This is a genomic window from Pseudoxanthomonas sp. (assembly GCF_036845285.1).
In the GTDB taxonomy this organism is placed as follows: domain Bacteria; phylum Pseudomonadota; class Gammaproteobacteria; order Xanthomonadales; family Xanthomonadaceae; genus Pseudoxanthomonas_A.
In genome coordinates this window covers 103,626-123,036 of the sequence record NZ_DAIUEE010000003.1, presented here as the reverse complement: position 1 = coordinate 123,036, position 19,411 = coordinate 103,626, and the positions used below count along the sequence as shown (strand labels likewise).

The 19,411-nt window shown below is 68.3% G+C and carries 17 protein-coding genes; 13 read left to right on the top strand and 4 right to left on the bottom strand.

The annotated features are described in order from the left end of the window. Positions 1-19: 19 nt before the first annotated feature. Positions 20-874, bottom strand: a complete 855-nt coding sequence (gene trxA / locus V7060_RS05225) for a thioredoxin (RefSeq protein ID WP_334178200.1) — start codon at positions 872-874, stop codon at positions 20-22. Between the two features lie 154 nt (positions 875-1,028). On the opposite strand from trxA, the gene V7060_RS05220 reads away from it, so the two are divergent. Genes V7060_RS05220 through V7060_RS05210 form a run of 3 tightly spaced genes read left to right on the top strand, consistent with a single transcriptional unit; the run spans position 1,029 to position 2,442 of the window. After that, positions 1,029-1,643: a hypothetical protein gene (locus tag V7060_RS05220; RefSeq protein WP_334178199.1), complete on the top strand. Its 615-nt coding sequence runs from the start codon at positions 1,029-1,031 to the stop codon at positions 1,641-1,643. Further along, positions 1,640-1,855 (top strand): helix-turn-helix transcriptional regulator, encoded by a 216-nt coding sequence (locus tag V7060_RS05215; RefSeq protein WP_334178198.1) that lies wholly within the window; start codon positions 1,640-1,642, stop codon positions 1,853-1,855. The genes V7060_RS05220 and V7060_RS05215 overlap by 4 nt, the downstream gene beginning before the upstream one ends. Continuing rightward, the gene (locus tag V7060_RS05210; RefSeq protein WP_334178197.1) at positions 1,852-2,442 is read left to right on the top strand and encodes a DUF998 domain-containing protein; all 591 of its coding nucleotides are present in this window, start codon (positions 1,852-1,854) and stop codon (positions 2,440-2,442) included. Before V7060_RS05215 ends, V7060_RS05210 begins: the two co-directional genes overlap by 4 nt. A 90-nt stretch (positions 2,443-2,532) precedes the next feature. On the opposite strand, the gene V7060_RS05205 is transcribed toward V7060_RS05210, so the two are convergent. Then, positions 2,533-3,831, bottom strand: coding sequence for an amidohydrolase family protein (locus V7060_RS05205; protein ID WP_334178196.1), 1,299 nt, complete (start codon positions 3,829-3,831; stop codon positions 2,533-2,535). A 109-nt stretch (positions 3,832-3,940) separates the two neighbouring features. Between V7060_RS05205 and leuS the strand changes: the two genes are divergently transcribed. From leuS to rlmH, 6 genes are all read left to right on the top strand, one after another. Then, a complete protein-coding gene (gene leuS / locus V7060_RS05200) occupies positions 3,941-6,571 on the top strand; it encodes a leucine--tRNA ligase (RefSeq protein WP_334178195.1) in 2,631 nt (876 codons plus the stop codon). 82 nt (positions 6,572-6,653) lie between these two features. Then, positions 6,654-7,205: an LPS assembly lipoprotein LptE gene (gene lptE, locus V7060_RS05195; protein WP_334178194.1), complete on the top strand. Its 552-nt coding sequence runs from the start codon at positions 6,654-6,656 to the stop codon at positions 7,203-7,205. Continuing rightward, positions 7,205-8,239 carry a DNA polymerase III subunit delta gene (holA, locus tag V7060_RS05190; protein WP_334178193.1) on the top strand — a complete coding sequence of 345 codons (1,035 nt, stop codon included), beginning with the start codon at positions 7,205-7,207 and terminating at the stop codon, positions 8,237-8,239. The genes lptE and holA overlap by 1 nt, the downstream gene beginning before the upstream one ends. A 6-nt stretch (positions 8,240-8,245) precedes the next feature. Next, positions 8,246-8,923: a nicotinate-nucleotide adenylyltransferase gene (gene nadD, locus V7060_RS05185; RefSeq protein ID WP_334178192.1), complete on the top strand. Its 678-nt coding sequence runs from the start codon at positions 8,246-8,248 to the stop codon at positions 8,921-8,923. 31 nt (positions 8,924-8,954) lie between these two features. Beyond that, positions 8,955-9,371, top strand: coding sequence for a ribosome silencing factor (gene rsfS / locus V7060_RS05180; RefSeq protein ID WP_334178191.1), 417 nt, complete (start codon positions 8,955-8,957; stop codon positions 9,369-9,371). A gap of 84 nt (positions 9,372-9,455) precedes the next feature. After that, the gene (gene rlmH / locus V7060_RS05175; protein WP_334178190.1) at positions 9,456-9,926 is read left to right on the top strand and encodes a 23S rRNA (pseudouridine(1915)-N(3))-methyltransferase RlmH; all 471 of its coding nucleotides are present in this window, start codon (positions 9,456-9,458) and stop codon (positions 9,924-9,926) included. 65 nt (positions 9,927-9,991) lie between these two features. On the opposite strand, the gene V7060_RS05170 is transcribed toward rlmH, so the two are convergent. Further along, positions 9,992-10,657 carry a TonB family protein gene (locus tag V7060_RS05170; protein ID WP_334178189.1) on the bottom strand — a complete coding sequence of 222 codons (666 nt, stop codon included), beginning with the start codon at positions 10,655-10,657 and terminating at the stop codon, positions 9,992-9,994. A 209-nt stretch (positions 10,658-10,866) separates the two neighbouring features. Next, a complete protein-coding gene (locus V7060_RS05165) occupies positions 10,867-11,610 on the bottom strand; it encodes an SIMPL domain-containing protein (protein WP_334178188.1) in 744 nt (247 codons plus the stop codon). Between the two features lie 160 nt (positions 11,611-11,770). On the opposite strand from V7060_RS05165, the gene V7060_RS05160 reads away from it, so the two are divergent. From V7060_RS05160 to tldD, 4 genes are all read left to right on the top strand, one after another. Next, the gene (locus V7060_RS05160; protein ID WP_334178187.1) at positions 11,771-12,367 is read left to right on the top strand and encodes a Maf family nucleotide pyrophosphatase; all 597 of its coding nucleotides are present in this window, start codon (positions 11,771-11,773) and stop codon (positions 12,365-12,367) included. Positions 12,368-12,377: 10 nt separating this feature from the next. Further along, the gene (rng, locus tag V7060_RS05155; RefSeq protein WP_334178186.1) at positions 12,378-13,865 is read left to right on the top strand and encodes a ribonuclease G; all 1,488 of its coding nucleotides are present in this window, start codon (positions 12,378-12,380) and stop codon (positions 13,863-13,865) included. 108 nt (positions 13,866-13,973) lie between these two features. Further along, positions 13,974-17,807: a YhdP family protein gene (locus V7060_RS05150; RefSeq protein ID WP_334178185.1), complete on the top strand. Its 3,834-nt coding sequence runs from the start codon at positions 13,974-13,976 to the stop codon at positions 17,805-17,807. Positions 17,808-17,862: 55 nt separating this feature from the next. After that, a complete protein-coding gene (tldD, locus tag V7060_RS05145; protein WP_334178184.1) occupies positions 17,863-19,311 on the top strand; it encodes a metalloprotease TldD in 1,449 nt (482 codons plus the stop codon). The last annotated feature ends 100 nt before the right edge of the window (positions 19,312-19,411 follow it).

The window sequence follows — 19,411 nt, the reverse complement described above, 5'->3', positions numbered from 1 at the left end:
ACGGAGGAGTATTCGCGGATCAGAACAGCAGGGAGGACATCTTCCTGCGGTACTGGCTGACCAGCGCGTCGTCCTCGATCACCCGGAAGGCGTCGATCAGGCTCTTGCGCGCCAGGCCGTCCTCATGGGCGCGATCGCGCTTGAGCATCTCCAGGAACTGCTCGAGCGCCGCTTCGGAGTCGCCGGCGACCAGCGCATGTACGCCGAGCAGATGGCGGGCGCGCAGGTCGTCGGCGTTCGCGGCGACGGCAGCGCGGAGGGCGTCCGGCGCCGGGGCGTCCTTGAGGGCGGCTGCGAAGCCCAGCCGGGCGCGCGCCTTGACCGCACGGTCGTCGGTGGCGAGGTTGGCGGGCAGGGCATCGAGCAGCCGCTCGGCTTCGGGCGCATCGCCGGTCTTCAGCAGCGCGAGGACAAGGTCCAGCTTCAGTTCGTCCTCGTCGGGTTCGGCGGCGATGGCCTCGCGCAGCGCGGCGACCTGTGCCTGCGGATCGAGCGGCACTTCATCGACGGCGGCGTCCGCGCCCTCGGCCGGCTGCACGCCGTGCGAGGCCAGGAACTCGCGCAGCTGGCCTTCCGGCAGCGCACCCGGGAACCCGTCCACGATCTGCCCGTCCTTGACCAGGAAGACGGTAGGGACCGAACGGATCTGGAACGCGGCCGCGATCTGCTGTTCCTTGTCGACGTCGACCTTGGCCAGCAGGAACGCGCCGTTGTAGTCGCCCGCCAGCTTTTCGAGGATCGGCCCCAGCGTCTTGCACGGCCCGCACCACGTGGCCCAGAAGTCGACGAGCACCGGCACTTCCATCGACTTGCGCAGCACGTCGGCTTCGAAGGTTTCGGTGGTGGCATCGAACACGTGGGGCAGATCGCTCATCGGGTCACTCTTGGGGCGGGGACGTGGCGTTCACATGGTGTCGCAGCCGGCAGGATACAAGGATATGTAAAAAGGATTTGACATCGTCACGCCAGAATGTAATCTAAAGCGGACATATTGTCTGGCAGGAGTGACGTCAATGTGGCTGCGGCGTATGAAGTGGTGGGTCCTGCTGGTTGGCGCGATGCTGGCGTTCTGGGCGCTGCTGGCCGGCCCCGACGTCCTGTTGGGGGTGGATCTGGGCAAAGGGGGCACGGCACTGCTGGTGACGGTGGCCTGGGTTTCCCTGTTCGCGGTCTCGCAAACGCCGCCCGGTGAGGTGGAGCGCGGCCTGTCGCCCGGCGAGTGGAAAGCCTGGGTGGGCGTGGCCTTCATGCTGGCGGCGACCGGCTATTTCCTCGCCAAGGTGCACGTATTCGCCGATGGCCCCGCCTGGGACAACCACGGCGCACGCGCGGTGGGACGCAACCTGGTACTGCTGCTGGTCGCATGGAGTGTGCTCGTCGGCGTGCTCGGCAAGCGCTGGAAGGGGCGGGTGCAGGAGGACGAGCGGGACCGCGAGATCGAGAAGCAGGCTGCGGGCTGGGGCCGGGGCGGGCTGACGTTCGTCGTGATCGGGCTGGCGGTGATGCTGGCGTTCTCGCCGGCGGACCGGCTGGCGTGGGCGTCGCACTTCATGATCGCCAACCTGCTGGTGTTCGCGCTGATGTGGGGCTGGCTGTGCGAATACGCGGCGACGGCGGTGATGTACTGGTGGGACCGCCGATGACCGGGACGCCGATCGCGAACGAGATCCGGCGGCTGCGCTTCGAGCGTGGCGAGATGACCCAGCAGGCATTGGCCGATGCCTGCGGGGTGACCCGGCAGACCATCATCGCGCTGGAGGCGGGACGCTACGCGCCGTCGCTGGAACTGGCGTTCCGTATCGCGCGGGCATTCGGGGTGGGTATCGACGAGGTGTTCCGGTGGGGGGACGCATGAGCAGGGCATGGCAATGGAGTGGACCATTGGCCTTGGTCGCGTTCATCGCGGCCGTGATCGGCTTCGGCGCGGCCTTGTCCGGCTATTCGCAGGTCTGGCATCCGGTGGCGGTGCTGGGCGCGAAGGACGTGCCGCACGCGCTTGGGTTCAATGTGTTCGGATTCCTGCTGACAGGCGTGCTGGCGGCGTCGGCTTCGTTGCACCTGCGGCGCCGTTTGCCGGACGACGCAGGGTGGCCGCTGCGCGTGGGCGCGCAACTGGTCCTGTTGTCGGCACTGGGTTTCGTCGGCATGGGCCTGTTGCCGCTGGATACCGCGGACCTCGACAACCAGGCCAGCAGCCTGCATGCCACCGCGTGGATGTTGTGGTGGGTGGCGTTCGTGCCGGGGGCGCTGCTGGTCGCGCTCGGCCTGCGCGGTCGCCCGCCGTGGCGCATGCTGGCGAGGGCCAGTGTCGTGGCGGCGTTGCTGGTGTTGTTCGTCGCCTTGCTGGCGGTGGCGCTGATGCCGGCGGGCATCGCGCAGCGGCTGGGCTACGCGGCGTGGCTGGCGTGGCTGTGCGTCGCTTCGCATCGTTCCGGCACGTAGCGCGGAGCGTGCTCCGCTGCTTGCCGACACGCAAACGACGATCCGACGCCCGCAGCAGCCGAGCGAACTCGGCTCTGCGGTCCGGTCCGCTTACGGTTGGCGATACACCTGGCCGTCCTTCATCACGAAGTCGACCTTCAGGGCCGCGTTGATGTCGGCGACCGGGTCGCCCGGCACCGCGACGATGTCGGCACGCTTGCCCACTTCGATCACGCCCTGGTCGTCCACGCCCAGCACCTCCGCGGCGCGGATGGTCGCGGCCTGCAGCGCCACAGCGGCGGGAATACCGGCTTCCACCATGTAAAGGAACTCGCGTGCGTTGTCGCCGTGCGGACCCACGCCCATGTCGGTGCCGAAGGCGATCTTCACGCCGTTGCGATAGGCCTTGCCGGCGGTCTCCTGGATCAGTGCGCCGATGCGCTGGGCCTTCGGGCGCACGACCGGCGGGAAGTAGCCGTCGATCTTGGCCTTCTCCGCCACGAAGCGGCCGGCGTAGATGGTCGGTACGTACCAGGTGCCGTGCTGCTTCATCAGCCGCATGATCTCGTCGTCCATGTAGGTGCCGTGCTCGATGCTGGTCACGCCGCCGACGATGGCGCGACGCATGCCTTCCTTGCCGTGCGCGTGCGCGGCCACGCGGAAGCCGTAGTCGCGTGCGGTGTCGACGACGGCCTTCACCTCGTCGACCACGAACTGCGGCGCATCGCCGGACTTGGCGTAGCTCAGCACGCCGCCGGTAGCGGTGATCTTGATGACGTCGCTGCCGTCCTTGTAGCGCTGGCGCACCGCCTGGCGGGCTTCCTCCGGCGAGTTGATGACGCCGTCGGTCGGGCCGGGCGGGCCGAGCAGGTGCGACAACCGGTCGTTGAAGCCGTTGGTCGGGTCGGCATGGCCTCCGGTGGTGGCGATGGACTTGCCGGCGGCGAAGATGCGCGGCCCCTTCACCATCCCCTGGTTGACCGCGTCGCGCAGGTGCGGCGCCACTTCGCCGCCCAGGTCGCGCACGCTGGTGAAGCCGGCCATCAGCGTCTTCTCGGCGTAACCCACGGAGCGGAAGGCGTAGTCCACCGGATCCAGGCGAAAGCCTTCGGAATAGCTCTGCGGGCTGGATTCGCTGCCCAGGTGCACGTGCAGGTCGGTCCAGCCGGGGGTGCAGGTGTGGTCGGCCAGGACGATGGAGTCCGCATCGGCCAGCTTGGCGCGGCCTGGGATGACCTCGGCGATCCTGCCGTCGCGCACCAGCACCGTGTGCTCGCCCAGCACCTTGCCGCTGCGGGCGTCGAACAGGCGCTCGCAGTGCAGGGCCAGCGTGGAAGGCGCTGCGGAATCGGCCGCGTGGACGGACAGGCTGGCGGCAGCCAGGGCAACGGCAAGCAAGGTCTTGGTCATCTGGAATCCCCGTTTCGACCCCGCCATGCTACCCGCTGGCGTGGCGGGGCATGGTGCGCTGCGGTACCCTTTGCGGCTTTGCCGTTGCAGCACCGAGCCGCCGCCCGCCATGTCCACAGCCGAACCCGCCGTCTACGATCCGAAATCCGTCGAAACCGCCGCCCAGGCATTCTGGGACCAGGCGCGTGCCTTCGAGGTCGACGAACGGTCGGACAAGCCCAAGTACTACTGCCTGTCGATGCTGCCGTACCCGTCGGGCGCGCTGCACATGGGCCACGTGCGCAACTACACCATCGGCGACGTGATCAGCCGCTTCCGGCGGATGACCGGGCACAACGTGCTGCAGCCGATGGGCTGGGACGCCTTCGGCCTGCCGGCCGAGAACGCCGCGCTCAAGCACAAGACCGCGCCGGCGAAGTGGACCTACGCCAACATCGAGCACATGCGCGGCCAGTTGCAGGCGCTGGGCTACGCGATCGACTGGTCGCGCGAGTTCGCCACCTGCCGCCCGGACTACTACGTGCACGAGCAGCGCATGTTCACGCGCCTGCTGCGCAAGGGACTGGCCTACCGCAAGAATTCGGTGGTGAACTGGGACCCGGTCGACCAGACCGTGCTGGCCAACGAGCAGGTGATCGACGGCCGCGGCTGGCGCAGCGGTGCGCTGGTCGAGAAGCGCGAGATCCCGCAGTGGTTCCTGCGCATCACCGACTACGCGCAGGAACTGCTGGACGGCCTGGACGACCTGCCGGGCTGGCCCGACGCGGTCAAGACCATGCAGCGCAACTGGATCGGCCGGTCGGAAGGCCTGGAGATCCAGTTCGCCGTGGAAGGCCATGACCCCCTGACCGTATTCACCACGCGTCCGGACACGCTGATGGGCGTGACCTTCGTGTCGATCGCCGGCGAACACCCGTTGGCGCTGAAGGCGGCCGCGTCGAATCCCGCGCTGGCGACGTTCCTGGAACAGCTGAAGCACGGCGGCGTGTCCGAGGCAGAACTGGAGACGCAGGAAAAGCGCGGCATGGATACCGGCCTGCGCGCCGTCCATCCGGTCACCGGCGACAAGGTGCCGGTGTGGGTCGCCAACTTCGTATTGATGGGCTACGGCACGGGCGCGGTAATGGCCGTGCCCGGCCACGACCAGCGCGATTTCGAATTCGCCACCAAGTACTCGCTGCCGATCCAGCAGGTGATCGCGCTGAAGTCGCCTAAGAACGACGCCGAGAAGACCTACGACGCCACCACCTGGCATGACTGGTACGGCGACAAGACGCGCGGTGACCTGGAACTGGTCAACTCGGGCGAGTTCGATGGCCTGGATTACCGTGGCGCCTTCGAAGCGCTGGCCGAGCGTTTCGAGCGCAAGGGCCAGGGCCAGCGCCGGGTGAACTACCGCCTGCGCGACTGGGGCGTGAGCCGCCAGCGCTATTGGGGCTGCCCGATCCCGGTGATCTACTGCGACGCCTGCGGCGCGGTGCCGGTGCCGGATTCGGATCTGCCTGTCGTGCTGCCCGAGAACGTCACCCTCGACGGCGTGAAGTCGCCGATCAAGGCCGATCCCGAATGGCGCAAGACCAAGTGCCCGCAGTGCGGCGCAGCCGCCGAGCGCGAGACCGACACCTTCGACACCTTCATGGAGTCCAGCTGGTACTACGCGCGCTATACCTCGCCGGGCGCGAAGGACATGGTGGACAAGCGTGGCAACTACTGGCTGCCGGTGGACCAGTACATCGGCGGCATCGAACACGCGATCCTGCACCTGATGTATTTCCGCTTCTACCACAAGCTGTTGCGCGACGCGCGGCTGGTGGACAGCGACGAGCCGGCCACCAACCTGCTGACGCAGGGCATGGTGATCGCGGAAACGTTCTATCGCGACAATGCCGACGGCTCGAAGGACTGGATCAATCCGGTCGACGTCGAGATCCAGCGCGACGACAAGGCGCGCATGGTCGGCGCCACGCTGAAGGCCGATGGCCAGCCGGTGAAGATCGGTCCGGTCGAAAAGATGTCGAAGTCGAAGAACAACGGCGTCGACCCGCAGTCGATGGTCGACAAGTTCGGCGCGGATACCGTCCGCCTGTTCTCGATGTTCGCAGCACCGCCGGAGCAGTCGCTGGAGTGGAACGAGGCCGGCGTGGAAGGCATGGCGCGCTTCCTGCGCCGGCTGTGGACGCAGGTGCAGAAGCATGTCGCCGACGGTGGCGTGCAAGCGCTGGACATTGCGGCGCTGACGGCCGACCAGAAGGCCGTGCGCCGCAAGACGCACGAGACCATCGACAAGGTCGGCAACGACTACGGCAAGCGACACAGCTTCAACACCGCCATCGCGGCGGTGATGGAACTGTCCAACACGCTGGGCAAGTTCGACGATGCCACGGCGCAGGGCCGCGCCGTGCGCCAGGAAGCACTGGAAGCGGCCGTGCTGCTGCTCAATCCCATCACGCCGCATGCGAGCCATGCGTTGTGGCAGGCGCTGGGCCACGAGGAAACGCTGATCGAGGACCTCGCCTTCCCGCAGGTGGATTCGGACGCGCTGGTGCGCGACTCGGTCACGCTGGCGGTGCAGGTCAACGGCAAGTTGCGCGGCACCATCGCCGTGGCCGCGGACGCGCCGCGCGATCTGGTCGAATCGCTGGCGAAGGCCGAACCGAATACGGCGAAGTTCCTCGAAGGGTTGTCGATCCGCAAGGTGATCGTGGTGCCGGGCAAGATCGTCAACATCGTGGCGGGCTGAGGACGCGGGGCCTTGCCTCCGCGTTCACCTGTGGGCCGGCTACGCTATTGCCGCCCATGACGGGCTCGTCCAGACTTCACCCATGACCCGATTCCGCCTGCCCGCCCTCGTCGTCGCCCTGGTCTTCCTGGCCGGGTGCGGTTTCCACCTGCGCAACAAGATCGCGCTGCCGGCCGATCTCGGCCCGGTCCGGGTCACGGCATCCTCGAAGTCGTACAGCGCGCTGGTGACCAGCCTGTCGCGCGGCCTGCAGGCGGCGGGCGCGACCCTGGCATCGGAGATCGGCGACGAGGAGCGCTCGGAGGCGACATCCGGCGCGCAGGTAGCCACGTTGCGCGTCGTTTCCGAGCGCTGGGGCGACCTGCCCATTGCGGTCGATCAGTTCGGGCGCGCACAGGAATTCAGCCTTCGCTATGCCGTGGTGTTCTCCTTCACCCGGGCCGACGGCACCGACCTGGTGCCGCAGCAGGTCGTCGAACTGTCGCGGGACTACGTGTCGCCGCCGCAGGACGCGACGGGTACCTCCACCGAGCGCGAAGTGCTCGCGGACGAGTTGCGTCGCGAAATGGCCGCTTCCATCCTGCGGCGCATCGACGGCGTGGTGCGCTCGGGTCCGGTGACTGCCGCACCCTGATGGAACTCAAGCCGGAACAGCTGGCCGCGCGCGGCGCGTCCGAACCGCTGCATCCGGTCTACCTGATCGCCGGGCCGGAGACCCTGCGCGTGCTGGAAGCGGCGGATGCCGTCCGTGCCCAGGCACGCGCGCAAGGCATCGGTGAGCGGGAAGTGTTCGATGCCGATGGGCGGGACTTCGACTGGGGCCAGCTGGAAGCGAGCTTCAACGCGCCCAGTCTGTTCAGTGCGCGGCGACTGGTGGAAGTCCGCCTGCCGGGCGGCAAGCCCGGCAAGGAAGGTGCCGAGGTCATCAGCGCGTTCTGCGCCAATCCGCCGCCGGACGTGGTGTTGCTGATCACCTCCGGCGAGTGGGGCAAGGCCTATCAAGGCAAGTGGAGCGATGCGGTCGCGCGCGTCGGCGTGCTGGCCGTGGCATGGGCGATCAAGCCGCATGAATTGCCGGGCTGGATAGAGAGCCGCATGCGCAGCAAGGGCCTGAGTGCGCAGCGCGATGCCGTGCAACTGCTGGCGGACCGCGTCGAGGGCAACCTGCTCGCCGCCGCGCAGGAGATCGACAAGCTGGCCCTGCTCAGCGATGGCCAGACGCTGGACGTCGAGCGCATGGAGTCGCTGGTGGCCAACGCGGCGCGCTACGACGTGTTCCGCCTGACCGACGCGGTGCTGGCGGGGCAGGGTGCGCAGGTCTCGCGCATCCTCGCCGGCCTGCGGGCCGAGGGCGACGTCGTCGCCGGGCTGATGCCGATGATCGTCAAGGAACTGCTGCGCACGGCGACGCTGGCGCGTGTGCAGGCGAACGGCGGCAACCTGGCCGCAGAGATGAAGTCGCAGGGCATCTGGGAGGCGAAGCAGGCGCCGTTCAAGCGCGCGCTGCAGCGCCACGCCGCGCCGGCGCGCTGGGACCGGTTCGTCGCCGAGGCCTCGAAGATCGACCGCACGGCCAAGGGCCGTGGCGACGGCGATGCCTGGGTCGGACTGGAGCGGCTGCTGCTGGCCATCGCGGATGCGAAGGCCGTGCGCCTGCTGGTCGCCTGACCGGCGATGCTGCAGCTTGTCTACGGCGGCACGTTCGACCCCTTCCATAACGGGCACCTGGCGATCGCGCGCGCCGCGCACGACGAGTTCGGTGTACCCGTCCACCTGATGCCGGCCGCGGACCCGCCGCATCGCGCGCCTCCCGGCGCCACCGCGTCGGAGCGGGCGCACCTGCTGGATGTTGCAGTGAAGGACATCCCCGGGCTGTGTGTCGACAGGCGCGAACTCCGGCGCGCGCAGCACGACCCCGCCGGTCGTTCCTACACGATCGACACGCTGCGGGAGTTGCGGGGCGAGCACGGCGATGCGGTTCCCATCGCCTTGCTGATCGGTGCGGACAGCCTGTTGGGCCTGCCGACGTGGCGTGCGTGGACCGCGCTGTTCGACCTCACGCATTTCATCGTCGCCGACCGGCCCGGCAGCGCCCTCGATACCGGCCTGCCGCCTCCGTTGGCGGAAGCGCTGGCGGGACGCTGGACCGACCGGCGCGAAGACCTGGAATACACGCCGGCTGGGCGGGTGTACCGCCTGAACCAGCCGCTCCAGCCGGAATCGGCCACGGAAATCCGCCGCCGCATCGCCGCTTGCGAGCCTTGGCGCCATCTTGTCCCGCCCCCGGTGGCCGCTGCGATTGCCGACGAAAGGCTTTACGCCTCACGGGCCGCCGACGCGGGTCCGCTATAATCGCCGCCGTATTCCCGGAGCCACCAAGCCTTTGTCCAGCCAAGCCCACGTCATCAAGACCCGCCTCCCCAGTCCGCCGCCGGCCCTGCCGGACCTGCTTGCCAACGTGCATGCCGCGGTGCAGGAACTGAAAGCCAAGGATGTCGTCGAGATCGACGTGCGTGGCAAATCCAGCGTTGCCGACTACCTGGTGATCGCCTCGGGTACCTCGACCCGCCACGTGAAATCCATCGCCGACGAAGTGGTGAGGTTCGCCAAGAAGCTCGACGTGATGCCGTTGGGCGTGGAAGGCGAGCGCGAAGCCGAATGGGTGCTGGTGGACCTGGGCGACGTCATCGTCCACGTCATGCTGCCGCGCGTGCGCGAGTTCTACGCGCTGGAGCGCCTGTGGACCGTCGGCGACCAGCCGCCGGAAGACGTCGAGACCGCCGACGAATCGGGACTCTAACCGGTTCCACGAGGTCGTACGACGGCGCCTTCCCGGCGCCGTTGTCGTGTATGGACAGGTTTCCGCGCTCGCTATCATGCCGCCATGAAATGCCGTCTCATCGCCACCGGCGAGCGTGCGCCGACCTGGGTCGCGCAGGGCTTCGCCGAATACCAGAAGCGCCTGTCGCACTGGCTGCCGTTCGAACTCGTGGAAGTCGAGCCAGGCCTGCGCGGCAAGGGACGTGATCCTCAGCGTGCCATCGAGGACGAGGGCAAGCGCGTGCGGGCGGCATTGCCGAAGAGTGCGCACATCGTGGCGCTGGAAGTCACCGGCAAACCGTATTCCTCCGAACAGCTCGCGCAGCGGCTGGAACACTGGCGCACGCTGGGTCGCGACATCGCGTTGCTGATCGGTGGCCCCGAAGGCCATGCGCCGGACGTATTGGCCGCCGCGCACGAGACGTGGTCGCTCGGCCCGCTGACATTGCCGCACATGCTGGTGCGGCTGGTGGTGGCCGAACAGGTCTACCGCGCTGCGGCGATGCTGGCCAACCATCCGTACCATCGCGCTTGATCGGCGGCACGGCGGCAAGAAAAAGCCCGCTTTACGGCGGGCTTTTTCCGTTCATGCATCCGGCCTCACTGCAGGCTGAAGGCGATCGGCACCAGGCCGTAGGCCTGCACCACCTGCCCGTTCTGCATGGCGGGCTTGAAGCGCCAGGTCTTCAGGACGTGCTGCAGGGCCGCCTTGTCCAGGTTGCGGTTGCCGCTGCTGGTCTCGACCGTCACGTCGGCAGGCTTGCCGTCGATGTCCACCAGCACGCGCAGGATCACCGTGCCCTGCACGCCGTTGCGCAGTTCGTTGATGGGATAGCGCGGCGACGTGGCGCGTACGTACTCCAACGTTGCGGACGGCAGCGGGCCGCCGGATGAGATCGGGCCCGCGAGGTCCGCGGCGGGTTCGACCGCATCGATGACGGTCGCTTCGGTGCCGCCCTCGACGATCACCGAGGTGTCAACGAGGGGCTTCGCCACGTCGGGACGCGTCTGCACCGCGTCCGGTTTTTTCTCGGGCGTGATCTTGCGCTCCTGCACGACCGGCATGGGATCGAGCGGCTTGGGCTTCTCGCGGTCGTACCAGTGCACGATGGGCTTCGGCTTCGCCGTCGGAGCGATGGTCGGTGCCGCCATCGGCATCAGCAGCATGAGCAGGGCGGCGGCGTGGAGCGCGATGGCCGCCGCGATGGCGGCGATGCGACCGATGTCGATGCGGGTATCGGAACCGTGGGGTAGTGCGCGAACCATGATCCACCTCCTTCAGGGCTGTGAACGGAACAACGCTCGGCCGCAAGGAGTGGGGTTGCAACGTCCCGGCGCCGCACGCCCAGACTGTACTCCGGCGGTTGGCGTCCGCAAGAGGGGCGGGGTTCGACCTTGGGCGTAGTCCGGTGGTCCGGTTCCGGAACGAAAACGGCGCCCCGCAGGGCGCCGTCTCGGGATGGGTCAGGTCGGGCTTACTTGCCCAGTTCGAACACCACGTCCAGGTTGATCGAGACCGTGGTTTCACCCGGCGAAACCGGCGGCGCGCCGCTCGCGTCGCGGGCTTCCATCTTGGCCATGGCCATCATCGGCATCGGGCGGAAGCCGCCATTGCCTTCGGAGATGCTGACGATCCGGCGCACTTTCAGTCCCAGCGACTTCGCATAGGTCTCCGCGCGGGCCTGGGCTTTCTTCAGCGCCGCGAGGCGGGCTTCGTCATAGACCGGTTCCGGATTGTCGATTTCGAAGCTGGGGCCATTGATCTGGTTGGCACCCACGCCGGCCAGTGCATCCAGCACCTTGCCGAGCTTGGCGATGTCGCGGACCTTGATGCTGACGGTGTTGTTGGCCTGGTAGCCGGTGATCTTCGGGGCTTCGTTCTCGGCGTAGCGGTACTGCGGATTGAGGCTGATGCCGCTGGTCTGCACGTCCTTGTCGGCAATGCCGGCGGCCTTGATGGCGGCCACGACCTTGGCCATCTGCTCGCTGTTCTGGCGCATCGCGGTATTGCCGTCGACCGCCTGGGTGACGACGCCGGCGGAGATGGTGGCGATGTCCGGCACGCGCGACGCCTCGGCCTGCGCCGACACGTTGAGCAGGGTGCCGTCGGCGGGGATGGCGTACGCGGGGGCGGTTTGGGCGTGACTGGTCATGGCGACGGTAGTTCCGAGGGACAGGGTCATGGCGAGCAGCAGCGGGCGAAGCAGGGGCAGATGCATGGGATCTCCTTATTCTTGGTGGGGGGTGATGCGGCACCCGGTCGTCTACGCGAAAGGGTGTTCACGATGACATGAACGCGCCGTGATCTGGCGCAGGGTTACCCGGTTCCGGCGGGCATCAGCGGTCATTCAGTCAGGCGCCGCGGGTTATTCTTCCGCGATGCTCTATCTGGCCTCCCAATCCCCGCGCCGTGCCGAACTGCTGACCCGCCTGGGGCTCTCGTTCGGCCGGATAGACCTCGACATCCCCGAACACCGCCAGCCCAACGAGCCTGCCACCGATTATGTCCGCCGCGTCGCCCGCGAGAAGGCGGGCGCCGGCCTGCTGAAAGTCGTCGCCACCCCGGGCGCGGTGGTGCTGGGGGCCGACACCGAGGTGATCCTGGAGGACGAGGTCTTCGGCAAGCCCGTGGACGCCGCCGATGCGGCCGCCATGCTGCGCCGCCTGTCCGGACGCACGCACCAGGCTGTCTCCGCTGTCTCGGTGGTCAGCGCCGCGCGGGAAGCGCAGGCGCTGGTGGTCACCGAGGTCACGTTCGCCGAGCTGCACGATGACGATATCGGCGCCTACGTCGCCAGTGGCGAGGCGATGGGGAAGGCCGGCGCTTACGGCATCCAGGGCCGGGCCGAGCAGTTCGTCACCCGCCTGGCCGGCAGCTACTCGGCGGTGATGGGCCTGCCGCTGTACGAAACCTCGAAGTTGCTGCGCGACTTCGGTATCCATCCAACGGCAACCGCCGCCACCGCGTCAGCCTGAGGAAGGACCCATGTCGGAAGAAATCCTGGTCAACGTCACCCCGCGCGAAACGCGCGTCGCGGTGATCGAAAACGGCATGCTGCAGGAGCTGCACATCGAGCGTGGCTGGCGCCGCGGCGTCGTCGGCAACATCTACAAGGGCAAGGTGCAGCGGGTGATGCCCGGCATGCAGGCGGCGTTCGTCGAGGTGGGGCTGGAGCGCGCGGCGTTCCTGCACGCCAACGACATCGTGCGGTCGTCGCCGGGCGCCGTGGTCGATGGCGAAGAAACGCCGCTGCCCACGCCGCCGGCGGCCCCCATCATGGACCTGCTGCGCGATGGGCAGGATGTCATCGTGCAGGTGGTCAAGGATCCGATCGGCAGCAAGGGCGCCCGGCTGACCACGCAGATCAGCATTCCGTCGCGCTACCTGGTGCTGCTGCCGCAGTCCAAGGTGATCGGCGTGTCGGCGCGCATCGAGGACGAGGCCGAGCGCCATCGTCTCAAGCAGGTCGTCACCGAGCTGGCCGGCCTGCACGGCGGCCACGGCTACATCATCCGCACCAACGCCGAAGGCCAGCCGGCCGAGGCGCTGGCCGAGGACATCGCCTACCTGTCGCGTGTGTGGAACGTGGTCGAACGGCGCGGGCGCGAGTCGCCCTCGTGCAGCATCCTGTACGAAGACCTCAGCCTGCCGTTGCGCGCCGTGCGCGACCTGATCCGCAAGGACGTGGAGAAGGTGAAGGTCGATTCCAAGGAAACCCACGAACGCCTGCAGGCCTTCGTCGCCAAGTACATGCCGGTGCTTGCCGAACGCATCGAACTGTACGCCGGCGAGCGCCCCATCTTCGACCTGTATGGCGTCGAGGACGAGATCGGCCGCGCGCTGGACAAGCAGGTGCCGCTGAAGTCCGGCGGCTACCTGGTGATCGACCAGACCGAGGCGATGACCACGGTCGACGTGAACACCGGTTCGTTCCTCGGCCAGCGCAACCTGGAGGAAACGGTCTACCGCACCAACCTGGAAGCTGCGCAGGCCGTGGCGCGCCAGCTGCGGCTGCGCAACCTCGGCGGCATCATCATCATCGACTTCATCGACATGGACGATCCCGAGCACCGTCGCCAGGTGCTGCGCACGCTGGAGAAGTCGCTGGCGAAGGACCATGCCAAGACCACGGTCTACGAGTTCTCGCCACTGGGCCTGGTGGAGATGACGCGCAAGCGCACGGTCGAAAGCCTGGCGCGCCAGTTGTCGGAGCCGTGCCCGGAATGCAGCGGCCGCGGCAGCATCAAGACCACCGAAACCGTCACCTACGAGATCTTCCGCGAGATCACCCGCGCCGTGCGCCAGTTCGAAGCCGCGCGCCTGCTGGTGATCGCCTCGCCGAAGGTCGTCGCCCGCATCACCGACGAGGAATCGACCGCAGTGGCGGAACTCGAGGAATTCCTCGGCAAGTCCATCCGTTTCCAGGCGGACGAGCAGTACCTGCAGGAGCAGTTCGATGTCGTGCTGCTGTGAAGCCGTGATTCGTGATTCGGAATGGGTGATTCGCGAAGGCACGAGTCGCGCTCTGCGTGCACGAATCACTCATCGCGAATCACGAATCACCGCGAGCGAAGCGAGCTGATGCCCACGCCGCTGCGCCGTCGCCTGCGCCTGGTTCGCCGCGGTGCCCTCTATGGCATCGCGGTGGTACTGGTGTGCATGGCCGTGGTGCTCGGCGTGGCCAGCCAGGTGTTTCCGCTGGCCGAACGGCACCCGGACCGCATCGCCGCATGGCTCAGCGAGCGCGCGGGCCAACCGGTGGCTTTCGACGCGGTGAAGACGCAGTGGACGCGGCGTGGCCCGTTGCTGCAGCTCGATGGCCTTCGCCTGGGCGAAGGCGATGCCGGCGTGCGCGTCGGCCAGGCAGAAGTGCTGTTGTCGATGTACGGTGGCCTGCTGCCGGGACGCTCGTTTACCGAGTTGCGCCTGCGCGGCCTGTCGCTGACGCTGCAACGGGGCGACGATGGCAAATGGGTGGTGCGCGGCCTGCCGGGACAGCAGCAGGCCAATGCGGACCCGTTGCGCAGCCTCGAAGGACTCGGCGAGCTGCAGGTCATCGGCGGCCGGCTCGCCATCGTCGCGCCATCGCTGGGCTGGGACATCCGCCTGCCGAAGATCGACCTGCGTTTGCGTGTGCAGGGCGATCGCGTGCGCGCCGGCACGCGTGCATGGATTCGTACCGATGCCGCGCCGCTGAACGTGGCGGTGGATTTCGATCGCAAGGCCGGCGACGGCCGCGCATACCTCGATGTGGCCGCCGACGATATCGGTGCGTGGGCGCCGCTGCTGCGCTATGCCGGCGTGGTTGCCGAACGCGGCAAGGGTCGCGTGCAGGCGTGGACGGAACTGCGCCGGCACCGCGTGGTGCTGGTGACTGCCGATGCGAACCTGCGCCAGGTCGGCCTGCGTGGTGCACCGCTGCCGGATTCCACCGCGCCCATGCACATCGCGTTCGACCAGATGGAAGCGCGCATGCGCTGGCGGCTGATAGCCGGCGGCTGGCGGCTGGACGCGCCGCGACTGCGGGTAGGCACGGCGCCTGCCGTGCAGACGCTGGATGGACTGGTGCTGGCGGGCGGCGACCGTTACGCACTGCTGGCCGATGAAGTGGACGCCGCACCGCTGCTCGCGGTGCTGGGGCTCAGCGACAGGGTCGACTCCGGCCTGCGTCGCTGGCTGGTGCAGGCGCGGCCGGGTGCGCGGCTCGCGCGCCTGACCATGGCCGGGCGAAAAGATGGCGCGCTGCATGCGGAAGGACAACTGCGCGACATGTCGTTCAAGGCGGTCGGCGATGCACCGGGACTCAGCGGGTTGGCGGGCGACTTCGCCGGTGATGCCGACGGCTTCCGGCTGACGCTGGATCCCGCGGCGGCGATGCGCTTCGACTGGCCCAGCGGATTCGCGGTGGTGCACGAGGTGAACCTGCGGGGCGATGTACTCGGCTGGCGCGAAGGCAATGGCTGGCGCGTCGGCACCAGCGCGCTGCACGTGCAGGGCAAGGAGTACGCGGCCGACGTGCGCGGCGGCCTGTGGTTCCAGGGCGACGGCACGCGGCCATGGATCGATATCGCGGCGGACCTTGCCGATGCGCCGGTGCCGGTGGCCAAGGGATTCTGGATCCACCACAAGATGCCGAAGGCAGCGGTCGACTGGCTGAATGGTGCACTGATCGGCGGCACCGTGCGCCAGGGGCGTGCGATCGTCAGCGGCGACCTGGACGACTGGCCGTTCACCCAACGCGACGGCCGCTTCGAAGCCGTGGCGCACATCGAGCAGGGGCAGTTCAAGTTCCAGCCCGAGTGGCCGCAGCTGGAACACGTGGACGCGGACATCGCCTTCATCGGCAACGGGTTCGAACTGAAAGGACGCGGCACATTGGCGGATGTCGCGATCCCTGCATTCCAGGCGGGCATCGCGGACTTCGGCGAGGGCGACCTGAAGATCGCCGCGCGGACCGACACCGATGCCGGTCGCCTGCTTGCACTGCTACGGCAGAGTCCACTGCACGAGACCTACGGCGACACACTGGACCACCTGCAGGCCAAGGGGCCGGTGGCGGCGACGTTCGACCTGCTGCAGCCGCTGCATGCCGACGAGCAGGCACGCAGGAAGCTGGCGGGCAGCGTAGACCTGAAGGGCGCGCGGTTGTCCGAGACGCGCTGGGACCTGGTGTTCGACGACGTGCGCGGCAAGGCGCGCTACGACGATGGCGGATTCGCATCGGGGCCGTTGCAGGTCGTGCACGACGGCCTGCCGGGCGTGCTGGGCCTGCGTGCGGGCAGCGGTACGCGCGATCGCACCCAGGCCTTCGAAGCCGACCTGTCGGCGGTGGTGGACGCCGACCGCCTGCTCGATCGCGCACCCGAAATGGCGTGGCTGAAACCGTACATGGACGGCCGTTCGCAATGGACGGTCGGCGTGAGTATTCCGCGTACCGCGGCAGGCGCAGCCGCGGCGCCGACGCAGCTCGACCTGACATCGGACCTGGTCGGCACGGCGATGCTGCTGCCCGCGCCGTTGCGCAAGTCCGCGGCAACGGCGCTGGCGACCACCGTGCATGCGCCGCTGCCGATGGGCAGTGGCGAAATCGACGTCGCCTTCGGTGATGTGCTGGCGTTGCGTGCGCGCAACCAGAATGGCCAGACCGGTGTACGCGTCGTGCTGGGGAGCGCGGAGGTGAAGGACGCGCCGCCGGCGTCGGGCCTGGTGGCGACCGGCCGCACCGGGACGCTGGATGCGATGGAATGGATCGCGGTGGCCAAGGGAGGCGGCGAGGGCGATGGCCTTCCGCTGCGCCATATCGACGTCACGGCGGAGCGCCTGCTGATGATCGGTTCCTCCTTCCCGGACACGCGCCTGCAACTGGCACCCGCGCAACAGGCGCTGGCGGTGTCGCTGGATGGCCAGGCGCTGTCCGGTGCGCTGCTGGTACCCGATGCGAAGGGCGCGCCGGTCGTCGGCAAGCTGGCGCGCGTGCACTGGCGCAAGGCGCCGGCAGGCATCGCGGCAACGGTCGATGCGGGCGCACGCAGCACCACCGACGATATCGATCCCGCTGCGGTTCCACCGCTTTCGCTGGACATCGACGACCTGCGCTTCGGTGATGCGCGCCTCGGTACCGCCAAGCTGCGCACCCGCCAGCAGGGCGATGGCCTGCATGTCGAACAACTGCAGTTGCGCTCGCCCAGCCAGCAGATCGATGTGCGCGGCCAGTGGACCGGTACGGGCAACGCGGCGCGCACGCAGTTCGCGGCGGAGGTGAAGAGCGAGAATTTCGGCGTGTTGCTGGACGACCTGGGCCTGGGCGATCGCGTCGGCGGCGGGCATGGCCAGATCACCGCAGACGCTGCCTGGCCGGGCAGCCCTGCCGGGTTCCGCCTGTCGGCCGTCGAAGGTCGCGTGACGCTCGCCGTGCGCGACGGCCACCTGCTCGAAGTGGAACCCGGCGCCGGCCGCGTGCTGGGCCTGCTGAGCGTGGCCGAAGTGCGACGCCGGCTGATGCTCGATTTCAGCGATTTCTTCTCCAAGGGTTTCGCGTTCAACCGCATCGCCGGCGACATCCGCATCGATGGCGGGCTGGCACGCAGCGACGATCTGCTGGTTGATGGCCCGGCCGCCGAGATCCTGATCCGCGGCGATACCGACCTGCGTACCGAGCAATTCGACCAGACCGTCGACGTGAAGCCGAAATCCGCCAACGTGCTGACTGCCGTCGGCGCGGTGGCCGCTGGCCCCATCGGCGCGGCGGTGGGCGCGGTGGCCAACGCGGTGCTGAAGAAGCCGCTCGCCGAAATGGGCGCGAAGACCTACCGCGTCACCGGCCCCTGGAAGTCGCCCAAGGTCGAAGTGGTAGGCCGCGAGCAGTCGCGCGCCCGTGCCGGCGAAGACCGCACCGACAGCGCCGGCGCGCCGTGACGCCTGCGTGCGCCTGCGCCTGCGCTTGCCGCCGCCGTCTTCCGCCCCCATTGTGATGACCATGACCCTGCCGATCTCGCTCGCCGAAACCCGCCTTCTCCTGCCCGCCGGACTGGATCCCTCCGGCCTCGACCGGGCGTTCGGCACGTTGCTGGGGCCGGGCATCGATTTCGGCGACCTGTACTTCCAGCATGCCCGCCGCGAGAGCTGGACCGTCGAGGACGGCATCGTCAAGGACGGCGCGCATTCCATCGAGCAGGGCGTCGGCGTGCGTGCGATCTCCGGCGAGAAGACCGGCTTCGCGTATTCCGACGACATCAACGCGCAGGCGTTGCTCGATGCCTCGAAGTCCGCGCGCGCCATCGCCCGCGACGGTGCCGCGCATGCGCCCCGAGCGCTGGTGCGCAGCGGCGGACGCGCGCTGTACGCCAGCGACGATCCGATCGATGCGATGGGCAACGACGCCAAGGTCGAGGCGTTGCGCGCGGTGGACCGCCTGCTGCGTGCGGCCGACCCGCGCGTGCAGCAGGTGACCGTCAGCCTCTCCGGTGGCATCGACACGGTACTGGTCGCGCGCAGCGACGGAGTGCTCGCGTCCGACGTGCGTCCGCTGGTGCGGTTGAACGTGCAGGTGATCGTGGAGCAGAACGGCCGCCGCGAATCGGGCTATGCCGGCATGGGCGGTCGCTACGGCTATGCGGAACTGTTCGCCGACGGCAAACCGGATGACCTCGCGCGCGAAGCGTTGCGCCAGGCATTGGTGAACCTCGATGCCATCGATGCGCCTGCCGGCGTGATGCCGGTGGTGCTGGGCAGCGGCTGGCCGGGCGTGCTGCTGCACGAAGCCGTCGGCCACGGGCTGGAAGGCGACTTCAACCGCAAGGGCACCAGCGTCTACGCCGGGCGCATCGGTCAGCAGGTCGCATCGAAGGGCGTCACCATCGTCGACGACGGCACGCTGCCGGGCCGGCGCGGTTCGCTCAACATCGACGACGAAGGCATGCCGACCCGCTGCACGACGTTGATCGAGGATGGCGTGCTGGTGGGCTACATGCAGGACTCGCTAAACGCGCGTCTCATGGGGATGGCGCCGACCGGCAACGGACGACGCGAATCGTTCGCGCACCTGCCGATGCCGCGCATGACCAACACCTACATGCTGGCCGGCCAGGACGATCCGGAAGACATGATCCGCTCGGTGAAGAAGGGTCTGTACGCGGTCAATTTCGGCGGCGGCCAGGTCGACATCACCAGCGGCAAGTACGTGTTCTCGGCCACCGAGGCCTACCTGATCGAGGACGGCCGCATCACCGCGCCGGTCAAGGGCGCCACGCTGATCGGCAATGGCCCGGAAACGATGCAGAAGGTGAAGATGGTCGGCCACGACCTCGCCCTGGACCAGGGCGTCGGCATCTGCGGCAAGGACGGCCAGAGCGTGCCGGTCGGCGTGGGCCAGCCGTCGTTGCTGATCGATGGGCTGACGGTAGGTGGGACGAAGGCGTGATGCGTTCCTGGCTGTCCCTTCTCCCATCGGGAGAAGGTGCCCGCAGGGCGGATGAGGGTGCGGCGGAGTCCACGCGGCATGCGCATCATGGACTCCGCCG

Excerpts from the sequence above, each read along its gene's own strand:
- trxA (WP_334178200.1), bottom strand. The coding sequence starts at position 874 with ATGAGCGATCTGCCCCACGTGTTCGATGCCACCACCGAAACCTTCGAA.
- V7060_RS05220 (WP_334178199.1), top strand. The coding sequence starts at position 1,029 with ATGAAGTGGTGGGTCCTGCTGGTTGGCGCGATGCTGGCGTTCTGGGCG.
- V7060_RS05215 (WP_334178198.1), top strand. The coding sequence starts at position 1,640 with ATGACCGGGACGCCGATCGCGAACGAGATCCGGCGGCTGCGCTTCGAG.
- V7060_RS05210 (WP_334178197.1), top strand. The coding sequence starts at position 1,852 with ATGAGCAGGGCATGGCAATGGAGTGGACCATTGGCCTTGGTCGCGTTC.
- V7060_RS05205 (WP_334178196.1), bottom strand. The coding sequence starts at position 3,831 with ATGACCAAGACCTTGCTTGCCGTTGCCCTGGCTGCCGCCAGCCTGTCC.
- leuS (WP_334178195.1), top strand. The coding sequence starts at position 3,941 with ATGTCCACAGCCGAACCCGCCGTCTACGATCCGAAATCCGTCGAAACC.
- lptE (WP_334178194.1), top strand. The coding sequence starts at position 6,654 with ATGACCCGATTCCGCCTGCCCGCCCTCGTCGTCGCCCTGGTCTTCCTG.
- holA (WP_334178193.1), top strand. The coding sequence starts at position 7,205 with ATGGAACTCAAGCCGGAACAGCTGGCCGCGCGCGGCGCGTCCGAACCG.
- nadD (WP_334178192.1), top strand. The coding sequence starts at position 8,246 with ATGCTGCAGCTTGTCTACGGCGGCACGTTCGACCCCTTCCATAACGGG.
- rlmH (WP_334178190.1), top strand. The coding sequence starts at position 9,456 with ATGAAATGCCGTCTCATCGCCACCGGCGAGCGTGCGCCGACCTGGGTC.
- V7060_RS05170 (WP_334178189.1), bottom strand. The coding sequence starts at position 10,657 with ATGGTTCGCGCACTACCCCACGGTTCCGATACCCGCATCGACATCGGT.
- V7060_RS05165 (WP_334178188.1), bottom strand. The coding sequence starts at position 11,610 with ATGCATCTGCCCCTGCTTCGCCCGCTGCTGCTCGCCATGACCCTGTCC.
- V7060_RS05160 (WP_334178187.1), top strand. The coding sequence starts at position 11,771 with ATGCTCTATCTGGCCTCCCAATCCCCGCGCCGTGCCGAACTGCTGACC.
- rng (WP_334178186.1), top strand. The coding sequence starts at position 12,378 with ATGTCGGAAGAAATCCTGGTCAACGTCACCCCGCGCGAAACGCGCGTC.
- V7060_RS05150 (WP_334178185.1), top strand. The coding sequence starts at position 13,974 with ATGCCCACGCCGCTGCGCCGTCGCCTGCGCCTGGTTCGCCGCGGTGCC.
- tldD (WP_334178184.1), top strand. The coding sequence starts at position 17,863 with ATGACCATGACCCTGCCGATCTCGCTCGCCGAAACCCGCCTTCTCCTG.